At 64.7% G+C, this 23,855-nt stretch carries 25 protein-coding genes; 16 read left to right on the forward strand and 9 right to left on the reverse strand.

The window, feature by feature from the left end:
* Window positions 1–63: 63 nt before the first annotated feature.
* From AC1Z32_RS04230 to AC1Z32_RS04240, 3 genes are read right to left on the reverse strand one after another with little or no spacing between them, the layout of a single operon-like run.
* Complete coding sequence (locus tag AC1Z32_RS04230; RefSeq protein WP_483477444.1) at window positions 64–969, reverse strand: LysR family transcriptional regulator; 906 nt, start codon at window positions 967–969, stop codon at window positions 64–66.
* A gap of 10 nt (window positions 970–979) precedes the next feature.
* Complete coding sequence (gene ampC, locus AC1Z32_RS04235; protein WP_483477445.1) at window positions 980–2,143, reverse strand: class C beta-lactamase; 1,164 nt, start codon at window positions 2,141–2,143, stop codon at window positions 980–982.
* 49 nt (window positions 2,144–2,192) lie between these two features.
* Complete coding sequence (locus tag AC1Z32_RS04240) at window positions 2,193–2,954, reverse strand: YoaK family protein (protein WP_483477446.1); 762 nt, start codon at window positions 2,952–2,954, stop codon at window positions 2,193–2,195.
* A 141-nt stretch (window positions 2,955–3,095) separates the two neighbouring features.
* Between AC1Z32_RS04240 and AC1Z32_RS04245 the strand changes: the two genes are divergently transcribed.
* The 6 genes from AC1Z32_RS04245 to AC1Z32_RS04270 are packed head-to-tail and all read left to right on the forward strand — an operon-like array spanning window position 3,096 to window position 8,896.
* Window positions 3,096–3,605 carry a MarR family winged helix-turn-helix transcriptional regulator gene (locus tag AC1Z32_RS04245; protein ID WP_483477447.1) on the forward strand — a complete coding sequence of 170 codons (510 nt, stop codon included), beginning with the start codon at window positions 3,096–3,098 and terminating at the stop codon, window positions 3,603–3,605.
* 4 nt (window positions 3,606–3,609) lie between these two features.
* The gene (locus AC1Z32_RS04250) at window positions 3,610–5,718 is read left to right on the forward strand and encodes an FUSC family protein (protein ID WP_483477448.1); all 2,109 of its coding nucleotides are present in this window, start codon (window positions 3,610–3,612) and stop codon (window positions 5,716–5,718) included.
* A gap of 34 nt (window positions 5,719–5,752) precedes the next feature.
* Window positions 5,753–5,962: a DUF1656 domain-containing protein gene (locus AC1Z32_RS04255; protein WP_061159180.1), complete on the forward strand. Its 210-nt coding sequence runs from the start codon at window positions 5,753–5,755 to the stop codon at window positions 5,960–5,962.
* Window positions 5,959–6,921, forward strand: a complete 963-nt coding sequence (locus AC1Z32_RS04260) for an efflux RND transporter periplasmic adaptor subunit (RefSeq protein WP_483477449.1) — start codon at window positions 5,959–5,961, stop codon at window positions 6,919–6,921. The genes AC1Z32_RS04255 and AC1Z32_RS04260 overlap by 4 nt, the downstream gene beginning before the upstream one ends.
* 14 nt (window positions 6,922–6,935) lie before the next feature.
* A complete protein-coding gene (locus AC1Z32_RS04265) occupies window positions 6,936–8,381 on the forward strand; it encodes an efflux transporter outer membrane subunit (RefSeq protein WP_483477450.1) in 1,446 nt (481 codons plus the stop codon).
* Window positions 8,382–8,398: 17 nt separating this feature from the next.
* The gene (locus AC1Z32_RS04270) at window positions 8,399–8,896 is read left to right on the forward strand and encodes an SRPBCC family protein (RefSeq protein WP_483477451.1); all 498 of its coding nucleotides are present in this window, start codon (window positions 8,399–8,401) and stop codon (window positions 8,894–8,896) included.
* On the opposite strand, the gene AC1Z32_RS04275 is transcribed toward AC1Z32_RS04270, so the two are convergent.
* Window positions 8,875–9,777, reverse strand: a complete 903-nt coding sequence (locus AC1Z32_RS04275; protein WP_483477452.1) for a LysR family transcriptional regulator — start codon at window positions 9,775–9,777, stop codon at window positions 8,875–8,877. The genes AC1Z32_RS04270 and AC1Z32_RS04275 overlap by 22 nt on opposite strands.
* Before the next feature lie 103 nt (window positions 9,778–9,880).
* Between AC1Z32_RS04275 and AC1Z32_RS04280 the strand changes: the two genes are divergently transcribed.
* The 7 genes from AC1Z32_RS04280 to AC1Z32_RS04310 all read left to right on the forward strand — a co-directional run bounded on the left by AC1Z32_RS04280 (window position 9,881) and on the right by AC1Z32_RS04310 (window position 14,843).
* A complete protein-coding gene (locus AC1Z32_RS04280) occupies window positions 9,881–10,831 on the forward strand; it encodes a ketopantoate reductase family protein (RefSeq protein ID WP_483477453.1) in 951 nt (316 codons plus the stop codon).
* Window positions 10,828–11,220, forward strand: coding sequence for a VOC family protein (locus AC1Z32_RS04285; protein ID WP_483477454.1), 393 nt, complete (start codon window positions 10,828–10,830; stop codon window positions 11,218–11,220). The genes AC1Z32_RS04280 and AC1Z32_RS04285 overlap by 4 nt, the downstream gene beginning before the upstream one ends.
* Window positions 11,221–11,222: 2 nt before the next feature.
* Window positions 11,223–11,681 carry a MaoC family dehydratase gene (locus AC1Z32_RS04290; protein ID WP_483477455.1) on the forward strand — a complete coding sequence of 153 codons (459 nt, stop codon included), beginning with the start codon at window positions 11,223–11,225 and terminating at the stop codon, window positions 11,679–11,681.
* A complete protein-coding gene (locus AC1Z32_RS04295; RefSeq protein WP_483477456.1) occupies window positions 11,681–12,904 on the forward strand; it encodes a CaiB/BaiF CoA transferase family protein in 1,224 nt (407 codons plus the stop codon). Before AC1Z32_RS04290 ends, AC1Z32_RS04295 begins: the two co-directional genes overlap by 1 nt.
* Window positions 12,901–13,725 carry a shikimate dehydrogenase gene (gene aroE, locus AC1Z32_RS04300; protein WP_483477457.1) on the forward strand — a complete coding sequence of 275 codons (825 nt, stop codon included), beginning with the start codon at window positions 12,901–12,903 and terminating at the stop codon, window positions 13,723–13,725. The genes AC1Z32_RS04295 and aroE overlap by 4 nt, the downstream gene beginning before the upstream one ends.
* A gap of 19 nt (window positions 13,726–13,744) precedes the next feature.
* The gene (aroQ, locus tag AC1Z32_RS04305) at window positions 13,745–14,179 is read left to right on the forward strand and encodes a type II 3-dehydroquinate dehydratase (protein WP_483477458.1); all 435 of its coding nucleotides are present in this window, start codon (window positions 13,745–13,747) and stop codon (window positions 14,177–14,179) included.
* A gap of 61 nt (window positions 14,180–14,240) precedes the next feature.
* A complete protein-coding gene (locus AC1Z32_RS04310) occupies window positions 14,241–14,843 on the forward strand; it encodes a phosphatase PAP2 family protein (RefSeq protein WP_483477459.1) in 603 nt (200 codons plus the stop codon).
* Between the two features lie 39 nt (window positions 14,844–14,882).
* Here the strand turns inward: AC1Z32_RS04310 and glcC are convergent, their stop codons facing one another.
* Window positions 14,883–15,647, reverse strand: a complete 765-nt coding sequence (gene glcC, locus AC1Z32_RS04315) for a transcriptional regulator GlcC (protein WP_483477460.1) — start codon at window positions 15,645–15,647, stop codon at window positions 14,883–14,885.
* Window positions 15,648–15,871: 224 nt separating this feature from the next.
* Here glcC and glcD point away from each other — a divergent pair, with 224 nt between their 5' ends.
* The 3 genes from glcD to glcF are packed head-to-tail and all read left to right on the forward strand — an operon-like array spanning window position 15,872 to window position 19,676.
* Window positions 15,872–17,371 carry a glycolate oxidase subunit GlcD gene (gene glcD / locus AC1Z32_RS04320; protein WP_483477461.1) on the forward strand — a complete coding sequence of 500 codons (1,500 nt, stop codon included), beginning with the start codon at window positions 15,872–15,874 and terminating at the stop codon, window positions 17,369–17,371.
* Window positions 17,371–18,438, forward strand: a complete 1,068-nt coding sequence (glcE, locus tag AC1Z32_RS04325; protein ID WP_483477462.1) for a glycolate oxidase subunit GlcE — start codon at window positions 17,371–17,373, stop codon at window positions 18,436–18,438. The genes glcD and glcE overlap by 1 nt, the downstream gene beginning before the upstream one ends.
* A gap of 20 nt (window positions 18,439–18,458) precedes the next feature.
* On the forward strand, window positions 18,459–19,676 hold the full coding sequence (glcF, locus tag AC1Z32_RS04330) for a glycolate oxidase subunit GlcF (RefSeq protein ID WP_483477463.1): 1,218 nt from the start codon (window positions 18,459–18,461) through the stop codon (window positions 19,674–19,676).
* A gap of 356 nt (window positions 19,677–20,032) precedes the next feature.
* On the opposite strand, the gene AC1Z32_RS04335 is transcribed toward glcF, so the two are convergent.
* The 4 genes from AC1Z32_RS04335 to tagF all read right to left on the reverse strand — a co-directional run bounded on the left by AC1Z32_RS04335 (window position 20,033) and on the right by tagF (window position 23,846).
* Window positions 20,033–21,442 carry a hypothetical protein gene (locus tag AC1Z32_RS04335; protein WP_483477464.1) on the reverse strand — a complete coding sequence of 470 codons (1,410 nt, stop codon included), beginning with the start codon at window positions 21,440–21,442 and terminating at the stop codon, window positions 20,033–20,035.
* Window positions 21,443–21,548: 106 nt separating this feature from the next.
* Window positions 21,549–22,499, reverse strand: coding sequence for a hypothetical protein (locus tag AC1Z32_RS04340; RefSeq protein WP_483477465.1), 951 nt, complete (start codon window positions 22,497–22,499; stop codon window positions 21,549–21,551).
* A gap of 27 nt (window positions 22,500–22,526) precedes the next feature.
* Window positions 22,527–23,117: an OmpA family protein gene (locus tag AC1Z32_RS04345; protein WP_483477466.1), complete on the reverse strand. Its 591-nt coding sequence runs from the start codon at window positions 23,115–23,117 to the stop codon at window positions 22,527–22,529.
* A 60-nt stretch (window positions 23,118–23,177) separates the two neighbouring features.
* Window positions 23,178–23,846, reverse strand: a complete 669-nt coding sequence (gene tagF / locus AC1Z32_RS04350) for a type VI secretion system-associated protein TagF (RefSeq protein WP_483477467.1) — start codon at window positions 23,844–23,846, stop codon at window positions 23,178–23,180.
* Window positions 23,847–23,855 lie beyond the last annotated feature (9 nt).

The following is a 23,855-nucleotide window of genomic DNA, read 5'->3' on the forward strand; positions in this document are numbered from 1 at the left end:
ACACCCGCGCGTGCACGAAGTGTTGCTTCGACACGGGGGGCATCGCGAGACGCGATGTCCGCGTTAACCCTCGCTATCGATAGGGGGATCGATAAGGGTATCGATCAGCGCCTGCACCGCCTTCAGACGCGAGGACTTGCGCGGCGCATGCACATGCAGGCATCGGCCGCTGCCCCACGTCTCGCGCAAGGGAACGCGCACGAAGCTGCGCGAGCCCGCGAACGCGGAAGCCGCGCTTGTCGGCACGATGCCGATGCCGAGACCCGCCTCCACCATGCGGCACTGCGCGTCGAAGCTGTTGACGGTGACCGTCACGTTGAGCGGCAGGCGCGCGGCATCGGCGTGTTCCTTCAAAGTCTGATCGAGCGAGCCGCCAGCCTGCAACGCGACGAGTGGAAAGCGCGTGACTTCCGCGAAGCTCAACGCATCGGCTTGCGCCAGTTCATGGCCGGGCGGCAGGACGACCATCAGCGGGTCGTCGGCGAAATGCCATGTATCCAGGCCCGCGGGGGTCTTGCTGCTCGCCGATATGCCAACGTCCGCGCGATCGTCGAGACAGGCGCGGATCACTTCATCGCTGATCTGCTCGGTCAGCGCGATCTCGACGAGCGGATAACGCGCCTTGAACAACGTCAGCCGCTCGGGCAAGAAGCCCACGATAGCCGAAGCGTTCGCATGCAGGCGCACGACACCCGCGATCTGCCCGCTCATCGACTGAACTTCACGCGCCATGCTTTCGAGCTGGCCGTGAATGGAACGCGCGCTCGCATACGCATGCTGTCCCGCTTCGGTCAGTTGCACGCCCGAAGGCGAGCGAATGAGAAGCGCGACGCCGATGGCCGCTTCGAGATCGGCGATGCGCCTGCTCAACGCCGAAGGCGCAATATGGCTGCGGCTCGCGGCGCGCGCGATCGATCCCTCCTCGACGACCGAGATGAAAAGTTCGAGACTGTAGGGATCGATTCTCATCGCGCGTTATCTATCGCGCGCCGGCCAGCGACGTGATGATCGCGTACGCGGCCTGCACGCGCGCCTCGTTCGGGATATTGCGATTCGCCAGCATCACGATGCCCACGCGCTGCTTCGGCACGAACGCGACATACGCGCCGAAGCCGTTGGTCGAGCCGGTCTTGTTGATCCACACGTCATCGCGCGGGGCTTGCGGCGGATCGATCCGGGTGACGGGCGTCGCGTTCAGGATCATCGACGCAGAGTTTCCATCCAGCAGCGACTGCAACGCGACGGGATACGGATACTGCTCCCAGATCAGGTCCTGCGTCAGCGGACCGGCCTTGAAATAGCCGGTATGCGTGGCATCGACAGCGCGCTGGAACACCGGATCGATGCGGACCATGTGCATATTGATTTGCAGAAAGCGCGTCATGTCGGCGGCCGTCGAGCGCACGCCGTAGGCCTCCGAGGACAGCACGCCGCCTTTCATGCGAATCGGCGCATCGTCCTTCGCGTAACCCTGCGCATAGTCGCGCTGCTTCGACGCGGGCACGTGCATATAGCTGCGCTTCAGGCCTAGCGCGGGGAAGAGACGCGTCTCCATCAGCGCGTCGAAGTCCTGCCGCATGCTCTTCGCCGTGATCAAACCGAGCGTGCCGATACCGGGATTCGCATACGTGCGGATCGTGCCGGGCGGTTGCGCCGCGCGCCACGTTTTGAAGTACCGCATCAGCTCGTCTTCGTTATGGACATCATCGGGCACCTGCAACGGCAGACCGCCCGGCGTGTGCGTGCCGAGATCGAGCAGCGTCACCTTGCCGAAATCGCTTCCCGCAAGTGCCGGAAGATGTTTGCCCACCGGATCGCTCAGCGAGAGATCGCCCTTTATTTGCGCATAGGACGCGAGCGTCGCGGTGAAGGTCTTGCTGATCGAGCCGAGCTCGAAGAGCGTATCGCGCATGACGGGCTGCTTCGCCGCCTTCGACGCCACGCCGTAATCGAACACATAAGGCTCGCCGTTCACGACGACGCCCACGGCCATGCCCGCGATATTGTGCTGCGCCATCAGCGGCTTGATAGTCTGATCGACGGTCGCCCTGATCGCCGTTGCATCTTCTGCATGAGCGGCGCCGGACATGACGCCAAAAGAAAAAATGGCTGCCGCCAAAAGAATCGGCGCACGAGACTTCATCGAATCGATCCTTCGCTTCTGATTGGTTTGATTGGAAGGAGACCGGCAGCTACTGCCGCGCGCGACGCCTGCCCGCGGCGAGATCGTCCGCGAGCGGCACGGACGAGAACAGCAGGAGCAGCGCGGCGAGCGGCACGGTGGTCGCGAAACCCAGGTGCGCGAAGCCGATCGCGCCCGCGAAGCCGCCGAGGATGAACATCGCGAAGAGCGAGCTCAGCAGCGCGAGACGCGCGTGATTGGCGCGCACATAAGCGGCGTCATCGCGCGCGATGCCACGGTTCCAGTAAAGACTCTTGCCGATCTCGATGCCGATATCCGTGACGAGCCCCGTCACGTGCGTCGTTCGGATCTCGGCCTTCGAGATCTTCGTGATCATCGCGTTCTGCAGGCCCATCACGAAGCACAGCAGTGCGACGGTCAGCGGCACGTCCCACACGCGATGCGCCTCCAGATTCGCGCCGAGGACGCCGAATACGAGCAGAAGCAGCGCTTCGAGAAGAAGCGGCGTGGCGAAAACGCTATGCGCGCGCCGCTGCCGTCCCCAGTTGATGAGCATCGCGGAAGTCGCCGCGCCGCAGAGAAATGCGCCGACCGCGCCGATCGCGGAGAAGACGAACGCCATCTGGCCGAGCACGAGGTTATCGGCGATCGACGAGACGAGCCCCGACATGTGCGACGTATATTGGCCCACCGCGAGAAAGCCGCCCGCGTTGGCCGCGCCCGCGACGAAAGCAAGCGCGCAGCCCAGGCGCCGGTTGGCGGAATCGGTGCGGCTCGGCGAGGTCAGTCCTCGAAGATAGGTGATCGGCATGGCGGCGCGTGCGGAAGGGTCCAGCCGAAAAGATAGCACGACAATTCGCGTACCCGGCCGCCTGTAACGTACGCAATCTGAAAGAAAAATCATAGGTCGATAGGATGCTAACGAATAAGCTTCTCGTTATAATCCGGCCGCATGACCCATCTCGACATACTGCGCCGCTCCGTGAGCAGCACGCTCGTGCTGGCCGCGCGACGCTGGCGCCGCACGAGCCACGGCGTGCTCGCCTCTTACGGCGTGTCGGAAGCATGCGCCGTGCCATTGCTCACGGCCAACCGGCTCGGCGAGGCGGTGCGTCAGGTGACGCTCGCGGAGCATGTCGGCATCGAAGGGCCGTCGCTCGTGCGGCTGCTCGATCAGCTTTGCGCGGCCGGCCTCGTGCGCCGCGACGAAGATCCCGAAGACAAGCGCGCCAAGACCATCACGCTCACCGATGAAGGCCGCGCCGTCACGGCGCGCATGGAAGAGCGCCTCGTCACGCTGCGCGCGCGGCTCCTGAAGGGCGTGTCACGCGAAGATCTGGAAACGACGCTGCGCGTGCTCAACGCGTTCAGCGCGTCGCCGGATGCGAAACTGCTCGCCGCCCTCGAAGCGGTCGACGAATCCGCGAAGCCGGTCCGGTCCGCCGGAAAGCGCGGAGCATAGCGCCATGTCCTTCCCTTCCGCGCGCGAGTGGCTCTTTTCCGCCAAGACCTTCGCCGCCGCGATGATCGCGCTCTATATTGCGCTCGCGCTCGAATTGCCGCGTCCCTACTGGGCCATGGCGACCGTCTATATCGTCTCGAATCCGTTCGTCGGCGCGACGCGCTCGAAGGCGCTCTATCGCGCGCTCGGCACGATGATCGGCGCGGCGGGCGCCGTGCTCATCGTGCCGCCTTTCGTCGAGTCGCCGTTTCTGTTCAGTGTGATCGTCGCGCTGTGGACGGGCACGCTGCTCTATCTCTCGATGTTCGATCGCACCGCGCGCAGCTACGTGTTTCTGCTGGCGGGCTACACGCTGCCGCTGATCGCGCTGCCCACCGTGACCAATCCGGCGAGCGTGTTCGATCTCGCGATCACGCGCACCGAGGAGATTCTGCTCGGCATCATGGTGGCGAGCATCGTTGGCAGCGTGGTGTTTCCGAGCCGCCTCGCGCCCACGCTCATCGCACGAACGGACGCGTGGTTCCGCGACGCCTCGTTTTACGCGAGCGAGACGCTTTCGGGGCATATCGCGGGCGCATCGATCTCGGCGGCGCGCCAGCGGCTCGCGGCGACCGTCAACGGTCTGGAGCTTCTGCTGAGCCAGCTGACCTACGATCACACGCGGCCCGATATCGTGCGGCGCGCGCGTGCGTTGCAGGGCCGCATGCAGATCTTCCTGCCGCTGATTTCGTCGATGGCGGATCCCCTGATCGAACTGATCGACAAGCACGGCAAGCATCCGGAAGGTCTGGAGGCGCTGCTCAAGGATGTCGCGGCATGGGTGAGCGCGCCCGTGCCGCGCAGTGAAGTCGACGTGCAGAACGCACCCGAACCGGACGCGCTGCGTGAGCGCATCGCGGCGATGCGGCCATCGGTCGAAGCGCTCGCGACCATGGACGGTGCGCTGCTGTCGAATGCGCTGTGGCGTCTCGGTCAGGTTGTCGACGTATGGCAGGACATTCGCGCGCTGCGCGCGGCCATTCTCAACGAGTCGAGCGAATGGCGTCCGCACTTTCGGCACTGGCGTCTCGGCGGCACGGCGCGCTTCTTCGATCGCGGCATGATGCTGTTTTCGACGGCCGTCGCGGTGAGCGCGATCATCGTCGCGTGCGGGCTTTGGATCGAGTCGGGCTGGAACGACGGCGCCTCCGCCGTGGCGCTCGCCGCCGTGTCCTGCTGCTTCTTCGCCGCGCTCGACGAACCGGCGCCGCAGCTCTTCAAGTTCTTCGTGGCAACGTGCATGAGCGTGGTGCTCGCCGGGCTCTACGTGTTCGTCGTGCTGCCGAACGTGCATGACTTCGCGATGCTCGTCGTGATTTTCGCGGGACCGTTCCTCGTCATCGGCACGCTGACCACGAACCCGCGCTTCAGTCTCGTCACGATGCTCGTCGCGGTGAACACGGCCACGTTCATCAGCATTCAGAGCGCGTACGAAGCGAACTTCTTCGTGTTTCTCAACAGCAACCTCGCGGGCGTCGCGGGCCTGCTCTTCGCTTATCTGTGGACGCGCACAACGCGTCCCTTCGGCGCGGAACTCGCCGCCGAGCGGCTCACGCGTTCGGCGTGGGCGGATATCGTGCTGAGCGCGTCGTCGTCGGTCGTGATCGAGGATCAGCGCAATCTCTATGCGCGCATGCTCGACCGTCTGATGCAATTGCTGCCGCGTCATGCGGCGACGGACTCGCATCGTCATCCGTCGATCGAAAGCTTCCGCGATTTCCGCGTCGCGTTGAATGCGCTCGATCTGCGCCGCACGCGCTCCAAGCTTCCCGCGGAATTGCAGACTTCTATCGACGATGTGCTCGACGCGTTGCGCCGCTACTTCGAGCAATGCATCGCGCGACGCACGCGCCAACCCGTGCCGCCCGAACTGATCCGCCGCATCGACGCGACGAGCGCCCAGGTCACGTCACGCGCGATCGCGCAATCGCCGAGCGCCGATGTCGTCGCGCAGAAGTGGCTGCGCGATACGCTGCATGCGCTCGTCGGCATGCGTCTGTCGCTGCATCCGCCCGCGACGCAAGCGCAGCCGGACACCGCCAACGGAACGCCACCGCGCGCGGAGCCGGCATGATGCTCGTCTCTCTTCATTCATCGGAACGCCACACATGATCGGCGAAATCGACATTCTCGGCGTGTTCGTGCCCGCCGTGCTCGTACTGATGTTCATTGCCTATCTCGTGAATCTGGCGATCCGCACCGTGCTCGCGCGCGTCGGCTTTTATCGTTTCGTGTGGCACCGTTCCATTTTCGATCTCGGCATCTATGTTCTGGTGCTGGGCGTTGTCGTCATCGTTTCGCAGCGGCTCATCTCGTGAAAAAAACCTGGTTCTCTCTCGGGCAGATATTGCTTACGCTCATCGTCGTCGCGATCGCGGCGGTCGTGTTGTGGAAGCTCGTCGACTACTACATGTTCGCGCCGTGGACGCGCGACGGCCACGTGCGCGCCGATGTGATCCAGGTCGCGCCCGACGTATCCGGTCTCATCACCGAGGTGAAGGTCGTCGACAATCAGCAGGTCAAAAAAGGCGATGTGCTCTTCGTGATCGATCCGGCACGCTATGCGCTCACGTTGCGCAACGCGCAGGCCACCGCGCAGCAACGCCGCGCGACGCTCGATCAGGCGCGCCGCGAAGATGCGCGCAATCGCGCGCTCGGCAATCTCGTCGCGCGTGAAGTCGTCGAAGAAACGCATTCGCGCGTCGAGCAGGCGACGGCCGCGCTCGCCGATGCCGAAGTCGCGATCGATACCGCGCGCCTCAATCTGCAACGCACGGAGATACTCAGTCCCGTCGATGGTTATCTGAACGATCGCGCGCCGCGCGCCGGCGAATACGTCGCGGCGGGACGCGCGGTGCTCTCGGTCGTCGACATGCATTCGTTCCGGGTGGATGGCTATTTCGAGGAAACGAAGCTGCGCGGCATCGATATCGGCCAGCCCGTCGATATCCAGGTCATGGGCGAGCCGAACATCCTGCGCGGTCATGTGCAGAGCATCGTCGCGGCAATCGAGGACCGCGACCGTCAGCAAAGCCCGAGTCTCCTGCCGAACGTGAACCCCGCGTTCAGTTGGGTGCGTCTCGCGCAGCGCATTCCCGTGCGCGTGACGCTCGATGAAATTCCGGCGGACTTCCGCATGATCGCGGGCCGCACGGCGACGGTGTCGGTGCGCGGCATCGGGCCGAAGATCGGCAGGCGCGCGGCGTCGGAGACGTCTCCCGCGTCCGCGCCCGCGCCGACTTCCAGCGTGTCGGGCGTACGGGGCGCATCGCAATGAACGGCCTGCGCGTCATGAAAGCGATCGCCATCGCGGCGTCATCGGCGTTCGCGCTCTTCGGCTGCACGACCGTCGGCCCCGACTACAAGCTGCCCGACAGCGCCGCCGCCAACGCGCCGTATGCGAACGCGGCCATCGACGGCGTCGATCAGGCACCCGTCACGCAAGGCGCGGTGCCCGCGAAATGGTGGCGTCTGTATGACGATCCCGTCGTCGATCAGCTCGTGACGCAGGCGCTCGCATCGAACACGGATCTGCGCGTCGCGGCGGCGAATCTCGCGCGCTCGCGCGCCGAAGTCGAGTTCGCGAACAAGCAGGGCGGATTCTCCGGCAAGGCATCGGCTGCGTTTCAGCGCGCGCAGGAATCGGCGGAACAATATCTGTTGACGGAGAAGCTTCCCGTCGTCAACGAAGGCGCGCTCGATCTCTCCATCTCGTATGAGATCGATCTCTTCGGCAAGCTCAGGCGCGGCGTGGAAGCGGCGAACGCGGACGATGAAGCCGTCGAGGCAGCGCAGGATCTCGCGCGTGTCACGGTGGTCGCGGATGTCGTGCACGCGTATGTCGAATCGTGCTCGGCGGCGGAAGAGCTCGAGATCGCGCGGAAGTCGCTCGCGTTGCAGAAGGAGCGCGTGAAGCTCACGCAGCGTCTGCGCGATGCGGGCCGCGGCAATCAATCGGAAGTCACGCGCGGACAGACGCAAGCCGATACGCTCGCCGCCGATATCCCGCGCTTCGTCGCGCGCCGGCGTGTCGCGCAATACCGGCTCGCGATGCTGCTCGCAAGTGCGCCATCGGACTTGCCCAAAGCCGCCCTCGCCTGCCAGAAGCTGCCGAAGCTGCGCGCGCCCATTCCCGTCGGCGATGGCGCCGCGCTGCTCAAGCGCCGCCCCGATGTGCGGCAGGCCGAGCGCCAGCTCGCGTCGTCGACGGCGCGCATCGGCGTTGCGACAGCGGCGTTGTATCCATCGGTGAGCATCGGCGCATCGGTGGGATCGGTCGGTATCGCGGAGGACCTGTTCGGCGCGAATACGAACCGCTGGGCATTCGGGCCCCTCATCAGCTGGACCTTTCCGATCAACGGTCAGCGCGCGCGCGTGCATCAGGCCGAAGCGGCGACGAGCGGCGCGCTCGCGCGCTTCGACGGCGTCGTGCTGAAGGCATTGCAGGAAACGCAGAGCAGCCTCGCGGTCTACGCATCCGACACCACGCGCGCCGATGCATTGCGCACCGCGTACAAGTCGGCGATCCAATCGGCCGATGAAACGAACCGGCTGTATCGCGCGGGACGCGAGTCCTTCCTCAACGATCTCGATGCGACGCGCACGCTCACCGGCGTCGCGGCGCAAGTCGCGGCCGCCGAAGGACAAGTCGCCGTGGATCAGGTGAATCTCTTCCGCGCGTTGGGCGGCGGCTGGGAAACCGACGAAGCCATCGCACAGAACTCGAAGACGAAATAAGCGATCGGGAGGCGATCGTGCGCGCGAGCGAATATCGATTCGTTACCGTCTGGAAGATCGAAGCCCCGCTTCACGAAGTATGGGACGCCATTCACGATCCGGCCGCATGGCCGCAATGGTGGACGTGTGTCGAGCGCGTGATCGAAGTGGAGAGCGGCGCGGACGATGGCGTCGGCGCGTTGCATCGTTATACGTGGAAGGGGCGCTTGCCGTATCGCGTGCGCTTCGACATGCGTGTCACGCGCGTCGAGCCGCTCGTGCTGCTCGAAGGCGAAGCGAGCGGCGATGTGCAAGGCTCGGGGCGCTGGCGGTTTTCATCGCGCGATGAGGTCACCATCGTGCGATACGAGTGGCGCGTGCGCACCGGACGCGGCTGGATGAACCTGCTTGCGCCCGTCGCGCGTCCACTCTTCAGATGGAACCACGACTACGTGATGCAGCAAGGCGGCGAGGCGCTGGCGAAGCGGCTTGGCGCGCGGCTCGTGGGCGTCGATCATCGTGAACCGAATAGCTGAGACACCACGCCGCGCAGCCAGCGATTGCCTGCTTCATGGTGATAGCGCGCGTGCCAGTGCTGACGCACGGCGAAGCTATCGACGGGAATCGGACAAGTGTGCACGGCGAGATCGTTCGCGCGCGCGAGCGTTTCGCCGATATGGCGCGGCAATGTGGCGATCAGATCCGTCGTCTGGATGATTGCGCCCAATCCAAGAAACCCCGGCAATTCCAGCACGACGCGCCGCTCGACGTGCTCCCGCGCGAGCGCCTGATCGAGCAGTTGCGCGCCCGTTCCCGCCGCGATGCCCACATGCCCTTCCGCGCGATATTGCTTCGCGCTCAATCTCGCGCGCAGCCGCGGATGATGCCGGTTCGTCAGGCACACCCAGTCCTGCTCATACAACTGCTGCTGATAGATGCCGCCGGAAAGCCACGGCACATAGCCGATGGCGAGATCCGCCTCGCCCGATTCCAGCGCGCGCTCGGTGTTGCCGTCGATGCGCGCGGCTTCCAGACGAATGCCCGGCGCCTGCGCGCGCATGTGCGCGAGCAGACGCGGCAATAGCGTGACGTGGCTCGCATCGGTCATGCAAATGCGGAAGCGCCTCTGTGCGGTGGCTGAGTCGAAGGCGATTTCCCACGCCGTGAAGCGCCGCAGCGATTCGAGAATTTCGCGGCACGTGCCGATGAGCGCATCGGCTTGCGGCGTCGGCGCCATGCCGCCCGGCGTGCGGATGAAGAGCGGGTCCTGCAAGTGCTCACGCAGCCTGCCGAGCCAGATGCTGATGGTCGGCTGGCTCTGGCCGAGCTGCTCCGCCACGCGGGTGACGCTGCGCACGTCGTAGAGAAGATCGAAGAGCTGCAGAAGCTTGATATCGGGGAGTTCTGTCGTATCCACGGCGCTTTCTCATTATTGCGTATGGCAATGACGCCATTGTAGCCATTGCATTGCCGGAATGATGCCACGCCCGTATCGTGATCTTCATCTCAAGGAGACGCCATTGAAGATCGCAATATTGGGAGCAGGCGCGCTGGGTTGCGCCATCGGCGCCGCGCTGACCGAAGCCGGAAACGAAACCTGGCTGCTGAACCGCGATGCGGAGCACGTGAACGCAATGCGCCGCGAAGGTCTGCGAGTCGACGACGCCAACGGTTCGCGAACCATCGCCGTGCGTGCAACGACGCGCGCCGAGGAAGCCGGACCTGTCGATGTCGTCGTCGTGCTGGTCAAGTCCTTTCACACCGAATCGGCGATGCGCGGCGCGCTCGCGCTCGTCGGTCCTGAAACGGTCGTGCTTTCGCTGCAGAACGGACTGGGGCACGAGGACGTGCTCGCCGATATCGTCGGACGTGAACGCGTGATGGCGGGCAAGACTTATGTCGGCGGCGTGCTGCTGGGCGCGGGGCATATTCAGTCGGGCGTCGCGGGCAAAGCGACCTACATAGGCGAACTCGATGGCCGCGTCTCGCAGCGCGCGAACGCTATCGCGCGCGTCTTCAACGATGCCGGGCTCATCACCACGGTCAGCGACAACATCGTCGGCACGATGTGGGACAAGCTGCTCGTCAATGTCGCGACCGGCGCGCTGACGGGACTCACCGGTCTCACATACGGACAGCTCTATCGCGAGCCGCTGCTCAAGGCGACCGCGCTCGCCGCGGTCGAAGAAGCGATGACGGTCGCGAAATCCGCCGGCGTCACGCTCGCGACGCGTGCCCCCGAAGACGCATGGACGCTCGCCGCCGATGGCCTGCCGTCCTCGTTCAAGACCTCCATGCTGCAGAGCCTCGAACGCGGCTCGATCACGGAAATCGACTTCATCAACGGCTCGGTCGTGCGCTGGGGGCAGCGTCACGGCGTGCCGACGCCTGTCAACGCGACGCTCGTGTCGTGCATCAAGGGCGTCGAGCGCGCGATGGCCGATAGACAACAACAGGAGACAGCGGCATGAACGCGCCGAAGGCTTATCTGGAACACGTCGCGATCTGGGTGAAGGACATTCACTGGCACATCCGTTTCTTCGAGGACGTGCTCGGCATGACGATGCGCGAAGTCGACGGCACGCGCGAAGCGCCGCGTCAGTACTGGACGCTCGGCGGCATGCAATTCATTCACGACCCGCAATACACGGCGCCCGAAGGACGCCTCGCGCATCTCGGCGTGATGTGCGAAGACCTCGAAGCCGCACTGAGCGCCGCGCATCGATACGCCGTGAGCGAGATGCCGCAAGGACGCAACTGGCTGCGTCTTCCCGATGGCCTTGCCATCGAATTCATTCAGGCCAGACCTGCCGCGTGTGTCGCGCGGGCACTGGCCATCGACCCGCGCGCGGAGGCGTGAACGTGACGATCATCGAAAAGTACTGGGACGACGCCACCGAAGGCGACGTGTGCGTGAGCCCGACCTACACCGTAACGAAGGCGCGCATTCTCGCGTATGCCGAGCTGACCGGCGACCACACGCCGGTTCACGTCGACGAGGACTATGCCAATGCGAGTCACTTCGGTTGCATCGTCGCGCATGGCTTGTTCGGTCTTTCCATCGCCGATGGGCTCAAGACGCAGAGCGATTATCGCTTTCTGCCGGGCATGTCGCTCGGCTGGACGTGGGACTTTCTTCTGCCGATCAAGGTGAACGACGTGCTGCATGTGAAGTTTCGCGTCGGCGCAATGCGCGCGAGCAAGAGCCGTCCTGGCTGGGGCATCGTCGTGCTGCCGTCGGAGCTGATCAATCAGAACGGCGAGACCGTTCAACGTGGCGAACATCGTCTGATGGTGCCGCGCCGTCCGGGAGCGCTCTGATGCAGGCACGTCCACTCGAAGGCATTCGCGTCGTCGACTACAGCCACTTTCTCGCGGGTCCGTATGTGGGCCGCTGTCTCGCCGCGCTCGGCGCGGAAGTGATCAAGGTCGAGCGTCCCGGCAGCGGCGATGCGGGACGCCAGCACGCCACCGTGCTCGATGACGAACAAAGCGGCTACTTCCTCCAGCTCAACATGGGCAAGCGCGGCGTGAGCGTCGACATGAAAGACCCACGCGGCAAGGCGTTCATGCAGCGTCTGTGCGATTCTGCGGATGTGTTCATAGAAAACTACCGGCCGGGCGCGCTGAAGAAGCTCGGGCTCGGTTATGAAGAACTGTCCGCGCGCAACCCGAAGCTCGTCTATTGCTCGATCTCGGCTTATGGACATACCGGCCCGGACGCGCATCGCGCGGGCTTCGGCCTCATCGCGGAGGCAAAGAGCGGCATCATGCAGATGATCGGCACGCCGGGCGAACGTCCGCCGCTGCTGCGCATTTCGCTCGGCGATATGTACACCGGCATTCACGCGGTCGCGGCCATCAATGCGGCGCTGCTCGGCCGCGAGAGGAGCGGCCGCGGTCAGCATATCGACATGGCGCTCTACGACACGCTCGTGTCGATGCACGAATACGCGGTGCAGTGCTACACGCTGCAAGGCGTGTTGCCCGAGCAGACGGGTCACGACATGCCAACATCCACGCTCTACGGCGTGTTCCGCGCAGCCGATGGGGATCTCGTGATCGCCGCGCAAGTGGACGATGCATGGAAGCGCTTTGCCGCATTGATCGAAACGTATGGCGGACCGAAAGGCTTCGGCGCGGATACGCGTTTGCATCATCTCGATGGCCGCAATACGAATCGCAAGGAGATTCTCTCGGTCGTCGAACCGTGGGTCGCAGGCCGTTCGGTAGCGCAAGTGCTCGAGTTGCTCGATGGCATCGACGTGCCATGCGCGAAGGTGCAACGCATCGACGAAGTGATCAACGACCCGCAGATTGCCGCGCGCGGGATGGTGATCGAGCAGGAGCATCCGCGATACGGCAAGCTGCGCATGCCCAACCTGCCGTTCCGTTTCTCCGACTGCGACACGACGATTCGCGATGTCGCGCCCGACCTCGGTCAACACAACGCCGAGATCGCGCGCACGCTCGGTTTCAGCGAGGCCGATATCGACGCGATGCAGACCGAAGGCGTGCTTTATTCGAAGCGAGGCCAATCATGACTGACCGCTATGCCGTGATAGGCAATCCGATCGGACATACGAAATCTCCCCTGATTCATGGGCTTTTCGCGGAGGTTACGCAACAGGATATCGCGTACGAAGCAATCGAAGCGCCGCGCGACGGCTTCGGCGACACCGTGCGCGCGTTCATCGCGAGCGGCGCGAAAGGCATCAACATCACCGCGCCCTTCAAGCTCGAAGCCTTTGCTATGTCCGATGAACGCAGCGAACGCGCGACGCTCGCGGGCGCGGCGAATGCGCTCAAGTTCGAGAACGGGCGCATCGTCGCGGAGAACTTCGACGGCGTGGGGCTGCTGCGCGATATCGAAGTGAATCTGAACATGCCGCTCGCCGGCAAGCGCGTGCTGCTGCTCGGCGCGGGCGGCGCGGCGCGCGGCGCATTGCTGCCGTTTCTGTCAGCGGGTCCGAAGGAGCTGGTCATCGCGAATCGCGACTACGGCAAGGCGAAGCGCCTCGTGTCGCAAGTCGGCGCGAACGTGCCGCTGCGCGCCTGCGGCTACAACGAACTCGAAGCCATGGGCAGTTTTGATCTCGTCGTCAACGCGACTTCGGCGAGTCTCACGGGCGAGCTTCCGCCGGTCGCTCCGAGCGTGTTCAGTCCACGCGGCACGGCGTACGAACTCGCTTACGGCAAGCGGCTCACGCCGTTCCTGCGCCTCGCGCGCAATGCGGGTGTGCTCGGCATCGCCGATGGCGTCGGCATGCTGGTCGAGCAGGCCGCCGAAGCGTTTGCATGGTGGCGCGGCGTGCGGCCCGAGACGCGATCCGTGATCGACCGTCTCACCGTGCCGCTCGAATAAGTATCCGAGGAACACACAGATGAAAAAAGTCCTGATGCTTCACGGCGTCAATCACAACATGTTCGGCAAGCGCGATCCCGTGCAATACGGCACGATCACGCTCGGACAGATAGATGAGCGTTTGCAAGCGCTTGCGGCCGAACTCGGCGTAACGATCGAATCTTTTCAGACCAACAGCGAAGGCGCAATGTGCGAGCGCATTCATCGCGCGTTCGAAGAGCAGCAAGACGCGGTGCTGATCAATGCGGGCGCGTGGACGCATTACAGCTACGGCATCCGCGATGCGCTCGCCATACTCGAGTGTCCCGTTGTCGAGATCCATATGTCGAACATTCATGCGCGCGAGCCGTTCAGGCATCACTCCGTCTTCGCGGAAGTCGTGAAGGGGCAGATTTGCGGGTTCGGCGTGGAAAGCTATCTGTTGGGTCTGCGCGCGGCGATCGCGTTGTGCTAAGTCTCGCATAAGGTTCGCCCGCTACGATTGCCCCATCCTTCGTAGCCCGCGAACCTGCCGCATGAATACACTCGAAGCGCTGAACCAGGCGTGGTTTCTCTCGATCAACGCGACGCCCGATACGCCGCAATGGCAGATCGATATCGCGCTGGCCATCGCCAACGACTTCCTTTATCTGATCCCGGTGCTGCTCGTGCTGCTGTGGCTGCTCGGCGATCGCCATCAGCGAAGCGCCGCCGTTCGCGCATGTTGCGTCGCGCTCCTCGCGCTCGGGTTCAATCAGCTGATCGGCCTGGTGTGGATGCATCCACGGCCGTTCATGATCGGTCTTGGCCATACGTTCATCGAACACGCGCCGGATTCGTCGTTTCCGAGCGACCATGCGACCTTGTTCGCGAGCGTCGCGCTGACATTTCTGCTTGGCGGACTGTGGCGTTGCGGTCTGCTGGTCACGCTCGCGGGCGTGGCAATCGCATGGGCGCGTGTGCGTATCGGCGTGCATTTTCCGCTCGATATGCTGGGCGCGGTAGGCGCCGCGTGCGTGGCCTATGCGTTCATTGCGCCGCTCTGGGCACGTGCGGGCGATGCGTTGATGCGCCTGCTGATCGCGCTTTATCGCAAGCTGCTGTCGTGGCCGATCCGGCGCGGCTGGCTCGCGCCGTAATAGACGACGGAGCCGACGCAGCCGACACAGCCGACGTCTTCAGGCCCAGCCTTCCAGCCGCAATGTCGAGCGCACGAGCCGTTCTTCCTCGCGCTCGATCTCCGCGAGACTCTCGCGCACGCTCTTGACATGCTGGCTCGCTGCACGGCGCGCCTGCTCCGGCAGCTTGCCCGTCACCGCGTTGTAGAGCCGCGCATGCTGACGATCGATCAGCCGCTTCTGCGGCTCGCGGTGATATAGATTGTTCACCGACGCGAAGACCGCGCTCAGCATCAGATCGTTCAACATGCCGAGCGTATGCACGAGCACCGCATTGTGCGACGCCTCGCAGATCGCCAGATGAAACGCGTGATCGAGCCGCGCGTGCGTCGATGCATCCGTGTCGTGCGTATCCGCCGCGACGAGTTCTTCATAGCGCCGCCGGATCATGATGTGATCGGCCTGCGTGCCGCGCAGCGCGGCGAGGCGCGCCGCCTCCGCTTCCAGCATCTCGCGCACTTCCAGCAGATCGTAGAGCGTGCGCGGCTGCGATCCGAGCAGATGCATCATCGGTGTCTGCGCGGGCTCCGCCGTCAGCCTGGCGACGAACGAGCCCTTGCCCTGCGACGTTTCGATCAATCCTCTCGCTCGCAGTATCTTCAGACCTTCGCGTAGCGCGGTGCGGGACACGCCGAGCTTTTCCGTCAGCCGCCGCTCAGACGGCAGCGTCTGTCCCACCTTCAGCACGCCGTCGACGATCAACGCCTCGATACGCTCCACGACCACATCCGCCAGTTTTCGTTTGCTCTCATCCGCTTCGTTCATGGTGCTCACCACTGGTATTACCAGCTTTAAATGCTAGCACGAGAGGCGCGAATTTTCTTTCTCCACGCCCAACAGCACGGACGATTCCACCGTATCTCGCAATTTGGACGCAACACAAAAACTGGTAATACCAGTGCGAAAATCATCGACATCCCGTCTACGAGCCGGAAGAATCGCCAAAAAGCACACGTGGGCACGAACCCGCGCCCCACCGGAGACACCGCATGACCTACGCCTACGACGAAAGGCTCGACGGGCCGCTCGCCGATCACGACAAAGCCGCCATCGTGCGCGATCTGATAGCGCTGCTTCCCAATCTGCAACTGCTGCATTCGAAAGAAGACCTGCGTCCCTTCGAATGCGACGGCCTCTCCGCGTATCGCATCACGCCGATGCTCGTCGCGCTGCCGGGCACTATCGACGAGGTTCAGGCGCTCCTGAAGTACGCGCACGCGCATGGAGTGCCGGTCGTCGCGCGCGGCGCGGGCACGGGGCTGTCGGGCGGCGCGTTGCCGCTGGAAAAAGGCATCCTGCTCGTGATGTCGCGCTTCAACCGAATCCTCGAAATCGATCCCGAAGCCTGCATCGCGCGCGTGCAGCCGGGCGTGCGCAATCTCGCGATTTCACAGGCCGCCGCGCCGCATGGTCTCTATTACGCGCCCGATCCTTCCTCGCAGATCGCGTGCTCGATCGGCGGCAATGTCGCGGAAAACGCGGGCGGCGTGCACTGCCTCAAGTACGGGCTCACGGTCCATAACATTCTTCGCGTGGAGATCATCACGATCGACGGCGAACGTCTCACGCTCGGCGCCGAAGCGCTCGATGCGCCCGGCTTCGATCTGCTCGCGCTCATCACCGGATCGGAAGGCATGCTCGGCGTGGTGGTGGAAGTGACGGTCAAGCTGCTCACGAAGCCGCAGAGTGCGAAGGTGCTGCTCGCGAGCTTCGACGACATCGAGAAAGCCGGCGACGCCGTCGCGCAGATCATCGCGGCAGGCGTGATTCCCGGCGGCCTCGAAATGATGGACAACCTCGCGATCCGCGCCGCAGAGGACTTCATTCACGCGGGCTATCCCGTCGATGCGAAAGCGCTGTTGCTCTGCGAAGTCGATGGCGCGGAATCGGACGTTGAGGAAGATTGCGCGCGCGTCGAAGCGCTGCTGCGCGCAGCCGGCGCGACGGACATTCGCCTCGCCGCGAACGAGGCGGAACGCCAGCGCTTCTGGGCGGGCCGCAAGAACGCGTTTCCGGCGGTGGGCCGCATTTCGCCCGATTACTACTGCATGGACGGCACGATTCCGCGCCGTGAACTGTCGCGCGTGCTGCGCGGCATCGCGGACTTGTCGGCGCAATACGGGCTGCGCGTGGCGAACGTATTTCACGCGGGCGACGGCAACATGCATCCGCTCATTCTTTTCGATGCCAACGCGCCCGGCGAAATGGATCGCGCCGAAGCCATCGGCGCGCGCATCCTCGAATTGTGCGTCGAAGTGGGCGGCAGCATTACGGGCGAACATGGCGTGGGCCGCGAGAAGATCAATCAGATGTGCGCGCAATTCAACGGCGACGAGCTCACGTTCTTTCATGCCGTCAAGGCCGCTTTCGATCCCGCCGGGCTGCTGAACCCCGGCAAGAACGTGCCGACACTGCATCGCTGCGCGGAGTTCGGCGCAATGCACGTGCATCACGGCGCGTTGCCTCATCCCGAACTGGAGCGCTTCTGATGCGACGCGACCTCATCTCCATCGACGACAGCGAACGCCTCGTCGACAAAGTGCAACGCGCAATCGCACGCAAGCAGCCGCTGCGCATTCGCGGCGGCGACAGCAAGGCGTTTCTCGGCAGAAGCGTCGAAGGCGAAGACATCGACACGCGAGCGCATCGCGGCATCGTGAGCTATGAGCCGAGCGAACTCGTGATCACCGCGCGCGCGGGCACGCCGCTCGCCGAATTGAACGCGATCCTCGACGAAGCCGGTCAAATGCTGCCGTGCGAGCCACCCGCGTTCGGTGACGCCGCAACGATCGGCGGCGTGGTGGCCACGGGGCTGTCCGGGCCGCGCCGTCCGTGGGCCGGCTCGGTGCGCGACTTCGTGCTCGGCTGCCGCATCGTCACGGGCGAAGGCAAGCATCTGCGATTCGGCGGGCAAGTGATGAAAAACGTCGCCGGTTACGACGTATCGCGTTTGATGAGCGGCAGCTTCGGCTGTCTCGGCCTCATCACGGAAGTCTCGATGAAAGTGCTGCCGAAGCCGCGCGAAACGCGGTGCCTTTCGCTCGCACTCGAAGCAGGCGAAGCCATGCGCGAACTTGCATCATGGCGCAAGGCCGCATTGCCGGTGAGCGGCGCATGTCATGTGGATGGCCGTCTGCATGTGCGTCTGGAAGGCGGCACGGGCTCGGTGCGCGCTGCGGTGGACCGCATCGGCGGGGCGCATCTCGAAGCGCAGTTCTGGTCCGATCTGCGCGAGCAGCGTCTCCCTTTCTTCAGGGATGAACGCCCGTTGTGGCGACTGTCCCTGCCGAACGCTACGCCGCTTATCGATATGCCCGGCGATGTCATGCTCGATTGGGGCGGCGCGCAGCGCTGGCTCAAAAGCGATGCGAGCGCCGATGTCATTCGCGGCATCGCGAGCGCGGCGGGCGGACACGCGACATGCTTCACGCCATGCCGCGCAGCCGATCCGTTTCATCCGCTCGCGGCACCGCTCGTGCGCTTTCACCGGCAACTGAAGCAGCGCCTCGATCCGCACGGCGTGTTCAATCCAGGCCGGATGTACGCCGACTACTGACGCTATCGACAGGCACCGCCATGCAAACGAATCTCAGCGACGAAGCCAGAACGCTCGCACGCGCGAAGGAAGCCGAAGACATCCTGCGCTCATGCGTGCATTGCGGCTTCTGCAATGCCACCTGCCCCACGTACCAGTTGTTGGGCAACGAGCTGGATGGTCCGCGCGGACGCATCTATCTCATCAAGCAGATGCTCGAAGGCGAGCCGGTCACCGACAAGACGCAACTGCATCTCGACCGCTGCCTCACGTGCCGCAATTGCGAAACGACATGTCCTTCGGGTGTCACGTATCACGCGCTGCTCGATATTGGCCGCGCGGAGCTGGAACGCCGCGTGCCGCGCCCCGTGCGCGAGCGCGTGTTGCGCAACGGCTTGCGTCACGTGATCCCGCGCCCCGCCGTGTTCGATGCGCTGCTTACGGCCGGACGCATCGCGCGTCCGTTGATGCCGGCATCGCTCAGGCAAAAGATTCCGGCGCGCACCGTCGCGGCGAAAGCGAGACCGGCCGTTCGTCATGCGCGCCGCGTGCTGATGCTCGAAGGCTGCGTGCAACCGTCGCTGTCGCCCAATACGAATGCGGCGGCCGCGCGCGTGCTCGATCGTCTCGGCATCAGCGTGATCGGAGCGCCTCGCGCGGGCTGCTGCGGCGCGACCGACTATCACCTCAACGCACAGGAAGCGGGTCTGATGCGCGCGCGGCGCAATATCGATGCATGGTGGCCCGCGATCGAAGCCGGCGCGGAAGCGATCGTGCAGACCGCGAGCGGCTGCGGCGCATTCATCAAGGAATACGGGCACTTGCTGCGCGACGATCCGCACTACGCCGCGAAGGCGGCGCGCGTTTCCGAGCTGGCGCGCGATCTCGTCGAGGTGCTCGGCGCGGAACCGCTCGATGCGCTCAAGTCCGCCGATAGAACGCGTATCGCGTTTCATTGTCCGTGCACGCTGCAGCATGCGCAGAAGCTCGGCGGCGCGGTTGAAGCGATCTTGACGCGTCTCGGCTACGACCTCACCGCGGTGCCCGATGCGCATCTGTGCTGCGGCTCGGCGGGCACCTATTCGATCACGCAGCCCGAACTGTCGACGCAACTGCGCGACCGCAAGATGGACGCGCTCGAAAGCGGCGCGCCCGAGATGATCGTCACGGCGAACATCGGCTGTCAGACGCATCTCGCGGGCGCGGGACGCACCGGCGTGCGTCACTGGATCGAACTGGTGGAAGACGCGGTGCGCTGAGGTTCACGTCTGGAATCGCGCGTCGCGATCGAGCAGCACGCTGCGCATGAAATGCAGACGCGCAAGCATCCGCCGCATGGGCACGCGCTCATGCGGCGACCCGCGTATGTCATCGATGATATGGATGGCCTTTGCGGTGCGGGCGTCGTGGCAATCGTGCTCGCACATGCATCGCTTGCAGACGCGAGGGCCAAGCGCAATAACGTCGATGGCACCGCGCGGGATCTGCGAAGAGACGCGCGCCGTGCCCGGCTTGCATTTCGTGTCCGCATGATGTGCTCCTTGCATCGCGGGACAAGGAAATCGCACGCCAGGCCCCGCCGATGCCCCGGCGGGGGCCGCATCGCCCAGCACTGTCACGCGCGCTTGAGACGTCCGTACGTGATGCTTCCGCTAAGCAGCGAATTGCGGGCGGACAGGTCGCTCAGTATGTCCACCTTTGCCGCATAGCCTAGATAGCCGTGAAGATCGCGGCCCGCGAAGTCCAGCGTGATGTAGGACTTGAACAGGATATCGGCGGACTGCGTTCTCGCCGGCCCGGAAAACGACTCCACCGAATAGAACCTGTGGTCGTGGAACGTGAAGGGATCGGACCAGTTGGAGACGGGAATGCGGGTCTTCTCCGGGGGCTCGTCCTCGTTGACGAGCGTGAGCAGAAAATCGGTGATGCGGTCGCCGAGCATCTTGCGGACCGAACCGTCCGAGCCCGTCATCTCGGCGATCGTCTGATCCACTTCGGTCTGCAACTCCTGCACCTGAATCAGCGCCGCCTGTATCTGCGCGCGATACTGCGCGGCGCTCGGTTTCTGCAACGCGTTCCTGAGCGCCTTTTCCAGTTTCGCGAGGTAGCGGCGAATGCCGATCACATACATGACCGGCTTGAGGACGCTGCCCAGGTCCTTCTTGTGCGTGTCGCCTTCGTACTTGTAGACGGCAGTGAGATTGCGATGATCCTTGAACTCGAAGAGCATCGCGACATCGTCCGTGATCACGAATTCGGTGACGAACGTAAGCATCCTGAGTTCCGGAATTTCATTGGTCAGCTCCGTGATCTGAGACATGAGCTTCTTTTTCAGCTTGCCGATGATTAGCTTGATCGCGAACTTCGCGGTCGCCGTCCCGAAATTGCCGACTGAATGTTCGATCTCGTCGAGCTTCTGCTCCAGCAGATTGCCGGGAACCTTATCTTTCTTGAGGCCGAGCTCATAGAGCTCACGGCATTGATAGCTGAAGTATTCGGGCGTGATTTTCTCGGAGACGCGCAACGGAAGCCACACCGAGCGGAAGCCGCCCTGGAAGTTTTCGACATCCGCATCTGAATATGTCTTTCTCGCCTCCGCCTCCGCCTTCTCGCGAACCGTCTTGGCGAACGTGTAGCCGTTGCCGTGGGGCAGCTTGACGACGCCGAAGTCCCGGAGGAGCGCGCTCTTCGTCTTCTGTTCGTTGAACGCGCGCTCCACGACATCGCAGACGGCCTGCGCGCGCTGCAGGGACAGTACGTCGTTGTGGGGCTTGCTTCCCGTCGCGCTGGCCCACCCGAAGGCTTTGACCTCCAACGCCACGAGGTTCTGATCGTTGAACGATTCGAGGCACTTGATGTAATGCGGCACGACGAAGTTTCTGATGAAGTCGATATGCTCCTGTCTCGGCTTGCTCACGTCGATGCGAAAATCATTCAGTAAGACGAACTGCTCGTCCCCGGAGACGGCGCAATGGGGCGTCGGAATAAAAAAGAAGGGAATCTGCGGAATGATGCCGTTGGCCATTTGCCTCGCTCCTCGGTGAAGATGCCGTCCATTCGGGATGGCTCGCGCAAAGAACGGGCGAGCGGGCGGATTTTTCAACGTCGCGGCACGCGCGCCGCGCCCCGCTTCACTCCGCCGCGTCCTCTTGCCCGATGCGCCGCTCGAGCCGCCGCGTCAGCTCCATGATCGAGACCGGCTCTGCTCCGGTCACGTCGCCGAGCGGCATGTAGCGCGCGGGCGTATGCAGCAGATAAGCCTGCATCTCGTCGATCGCGATGCTGTCGCGCGCGTCGTAGCCCAGGTCCCGCAACTGCCGCGTCAGCGCCGCGCGCTGGCCGAGCGTCAGGTCGCGCCACCAGAACTGCCGGCATGCGCCGGCGTACGCGGGATCCGAGAAGTACCGCCAGTGTCCGAGCTCGTGACTGAGAATGGCGGCGCGCAGCGGCGCATCGACGGCGTGGCGCGCAGGCTCGCCGCCGAGTCCCGGCAAGGTGATCAGGAAGTCGGCTTCGTCGGATGCGCGCCACGCGCTGCCGTCGTGGCGCAATATCTTCCACGCGACCAGCAGCATCAGCAGGCTGCGCTCCGGCTCCGTCAGAACGATGCGCTGACGCCGGCCCAGATCGAAGAAGCGCGCGAGTTCGATCGCGCTGAAGTTGTTGCCCGCCGTGAACGCGTCCGCATCGACACCCATGCGCCGCGCCTGCGCGAGCAGTTCGGTCTGGCTCAGCACCGCGTCGCGCGGCATGTCGCGCTGCTCGAACAGCGCGACGATGCGCGCGAACATGCGCCCCTGCTCGGCGATGCTGCGCGTTTGCAGCACGTGCAGCCCCGGCTGATCGACGACATCGATCAAGCGCTGCGTGCCATCGTCGGGCAGCGCCTCGGGCAGGCGCGCAAGCGATACGCGCACGACCGCCGGCGGCGTTTCGGCATCGATGTCGATGTCGGCATCGATGCCGGTGTCGTCCTGCAGGAGTGCCAGCCCGGCGCGCGCGGTCACGAGCCGCCCCGCGAGCCCCGCCGCCATGCCGAAGAAAGCGAGCCTGCGCAACGCGTCGCGACGCCGGATGCGCATGATGCGATTCTCCCGGCGCACGAACGCCTAGTCCCTGAGCGTCACGATCGTGACGCGGCGATTTTCGGGCGCGGCCGGATTGCGCAGATTGAGCGGCTCCGAAGCCCCCCTGCCCACCGAACTGAGCCGCTCCGCCGCGATCCCGTGGCTCGTCAGATACGCGACGACCGCCGCCGCGCGTTGCGCCGAAAGCTTGAGGTTGACGTCCTGCGCGCCGCGCGGATCGGCATGCCCTTCCACGCGGAAGCGATACGCCGCGAGCTGATCGGATTGCAGCGCGCGCTCCACCTTGTCGAGCGCCGCCATCGCGCTCGGCGTCAGCACGGCGGAGCTGCTCGCGAACGTGATCAGCATCGAGGCCGATGCGCGCCGCGGCGCGGCCTGCGGCGCGCCGAAACCGGCCTGCTCCTTGAACACGAAGCCGCGTTGGATGTCGTGGTCTTCGGGCGTGAGCGCCTGCTCGATCGCGATTTCGTCGACCTGCTGTTCGGTCATTACGGTCTCGGCGCGCGCCATCGGCGCATGCGGGCCGCAGGCCGCGGCGGCGCACAGCGCGAGGCGCACGGCGAGTTTCACAGGGAGGCGCATGGCCGTGTGGTCGATCGGTAGCGTGAGCATCGCGCATCTCCTGTTTCCGGTTCATCAGGATGACGAATGAGCACGCGCCCGTTTGAACGTTCAAGGCACGGACGCATCGACGATGAGCGGGAGCCATGCGGCGCCATGGGCGGGCGCGGCGCCATCGAGCATCGGCGCGAAACGGCCGGCGTCCGGCAAGCCATCCGCGCGGAATGCCACGGCGGGACGACGCGCCGAGCCCTGCGTCCACCACGCGCTCTCGCCGCGCGCGACGGACGCCGTCAGCCAGCCAGCGAAGCACGCGCCGTCGGCGGGACGCACGCGGTACGCGCGCGCATCGGGCGCGAAGGGCAGCGCGGTGAGCGCCGCGTCGAAGGCGCCGAAGGCGTCGCGGCGGCTCTCGCCGGCCAGTGTCGAGAGCGCGAGCGCGGCTGCGTCGTCGTACCAGCGCTGGGCGGCGCACAGCCAGGCGCAATCGTCGATGCGCGCCGCCACCGTGAGCGGAAAGAGCCGCCCGACGCGGTCCACGCCCGGCATCAGCACGCCCGCCCACGCCGGTTCGCCGCATACGCCCGCGCCGAGCGCGAACATCCACACGGGCGCGGTCAGATAGGCGTCGAGCCAGCGTCCGTCGAGCGTGTCGCGCGCGTGCAGCATGCCGCGCTGGATGCACGCGTCCCACGGTTCGATGAACTCGGCCGGCAAGCGCCGCGTGACGAAATCGCCATGCGTGCGCAGCTTGCCGAAGAAGCCCGCGGGCGCGCTCATCGCGGGTCC

The sequence above is a fragment of the Caballeronia sp. 11_S32 genome (assembly GCF_056930355.1).

Excerpts from the sequence above, each read along its gene's own strand:
- glcE (WP_483477462.1), top strand. The coding sequence starts at position 17,371 with ATGCGACGCGACCTCATCTCCATCGACGACAGCGAACGCCTCGTCGAC.
- AC1Z32_RS04345 (WP_483477466.1), bottom strand. The coding sequence starts at position 23,117 with ATGCTCACGCTACCGATCGACCACACGGCCATGCGCCTCCCTGTGAAA.
- glcC (WP_483477460.1), bottom strand. The coding sequence starts at position 15,647 with ATGAACGAAGCGGATGAGAGCAAACGAAAACTGGCGGATGTGGTCGTG.
- AC1Z32_RS04255 (WP_061159180.1), top strand. The coding sequence starts at position 5,753 with ATGATCGGCGAAATCGACATTCTCGGCGTGTTCGTGCCCGCCGTGCTC.
- glcF (WP_483477463.1), top strand. The coding sequence starts at position 18,459 with ATGCAAACGAATCTCAGCGACGAAGCCAGAACGCTCGCACGCGCGAAG.
- AC1Z32_RS04250 (WP_483477448.1), top strand. The coding sequence starts at position 3,610 with ATGTCCTTCCCTTCCGCGCGCGAGTGGCTCTTTTCCGCCAAGACCTTC.
- AC1Z32_RS04295 (WP_483477456.1), top strand. The coding sequence starts at position 11,681 with ATGCAGGCACGTCCACTCGAAGGCATTCGCGTCGTCGACTACAGCCAC.
- tagF (WP_483477467.1), bottom strand. The coding sequence starts at position 23,846 with ATGAGCGCGCCCGCGGGCTTCTTCGGCAAGCTGCGCACGCATGGCGAT.
- aroQ (WP_483477458.1), top strand. The coding sequence starts at position 13,745 with ATGAAAAAAGTCCTGATGCTTCACGGCGTCAATCACAACATGTTCGGC.
- AC1Z32_RS04340 (WP_483477465.1), bottom strand. The coding sequence starts at position 22,499 with ATGCGCATCCGGCGTCGCGACGCGTTGCGCAGGCTCGCTTTCTTCGGC.
- aroE (WP_483477457.1), top strand. The coding sequence starts at position 12,901 with ATGACTGACCGCTATGCCGTGATAGGCAATCCGATCGGACATACGAAA.
- glcD (WP_483477461.1), top strand. The coding sequence starts at position 15,872 with ATGACCTACGCCTACGACGAAAGGCTCGACGGGCCGCTCGCCGATCAC.
- AC1Z32_RS04240 (WP_483477446.1), bottom strand. The coding sequence starts at position 2,954 with ATGCCGATCACCTATCTTCGAGGACTGACCTCGCCGAGCCGCACCGAT.
- ampC (WP_483477445.1), bottom strand. The coding sequence starts at position 2,143 with ATGAAGTCTCGTGCGCCGATTCTTTTGGCGGCAGCCATTTTTTCTTTT.
- AC1Z32_RS04285 (WP_483477454.1), top strand. The coding sequence starts at position 10,828 with ATGAACGCGCCGAAGGCTTATCTGGAACACGTCGCGATCTGGGTGAAG.
- AC1Z32_RS04245 (WP_483477447.1), top strand. The coding sequence starts at position 3,096 with ATGACCCATCTCGACATACTGCGCCGCTCCGTGAGCAGCACGCTCGTG.
- AC1Z32_RS04265 (WP_483477450.1), top strand. The coding sequence starts at position 6,936 with ATGAAAGCGATCGCCATCGCGGCGTCATCGGCGTTCGCGCTCTTCGGC.
- AC1Z32_RS04335 (WP_483477464.1), bottom strand. The coding sequence starts at position 21,442 with ATGGCCAACGGCATCATTCCGCAGATTCCCTTCTTTTTTATTCCGACG.
- AC1Z32_RS04230 (WP_483477444.1), bottom strand. The coding sequence starts at position 969 with ATGAGAATCGATCCCTACAGTCTCGAACTTTTCATCTCGGTCGTCGAG.
- AC1Z32_RS04310 (WP_483477459.1), top strand. The coding sequence starts at position 14,241 with ATGAATACACTCGAAGCGCTGAACCAGGCGTGGTTTCTCTCGATCAAC.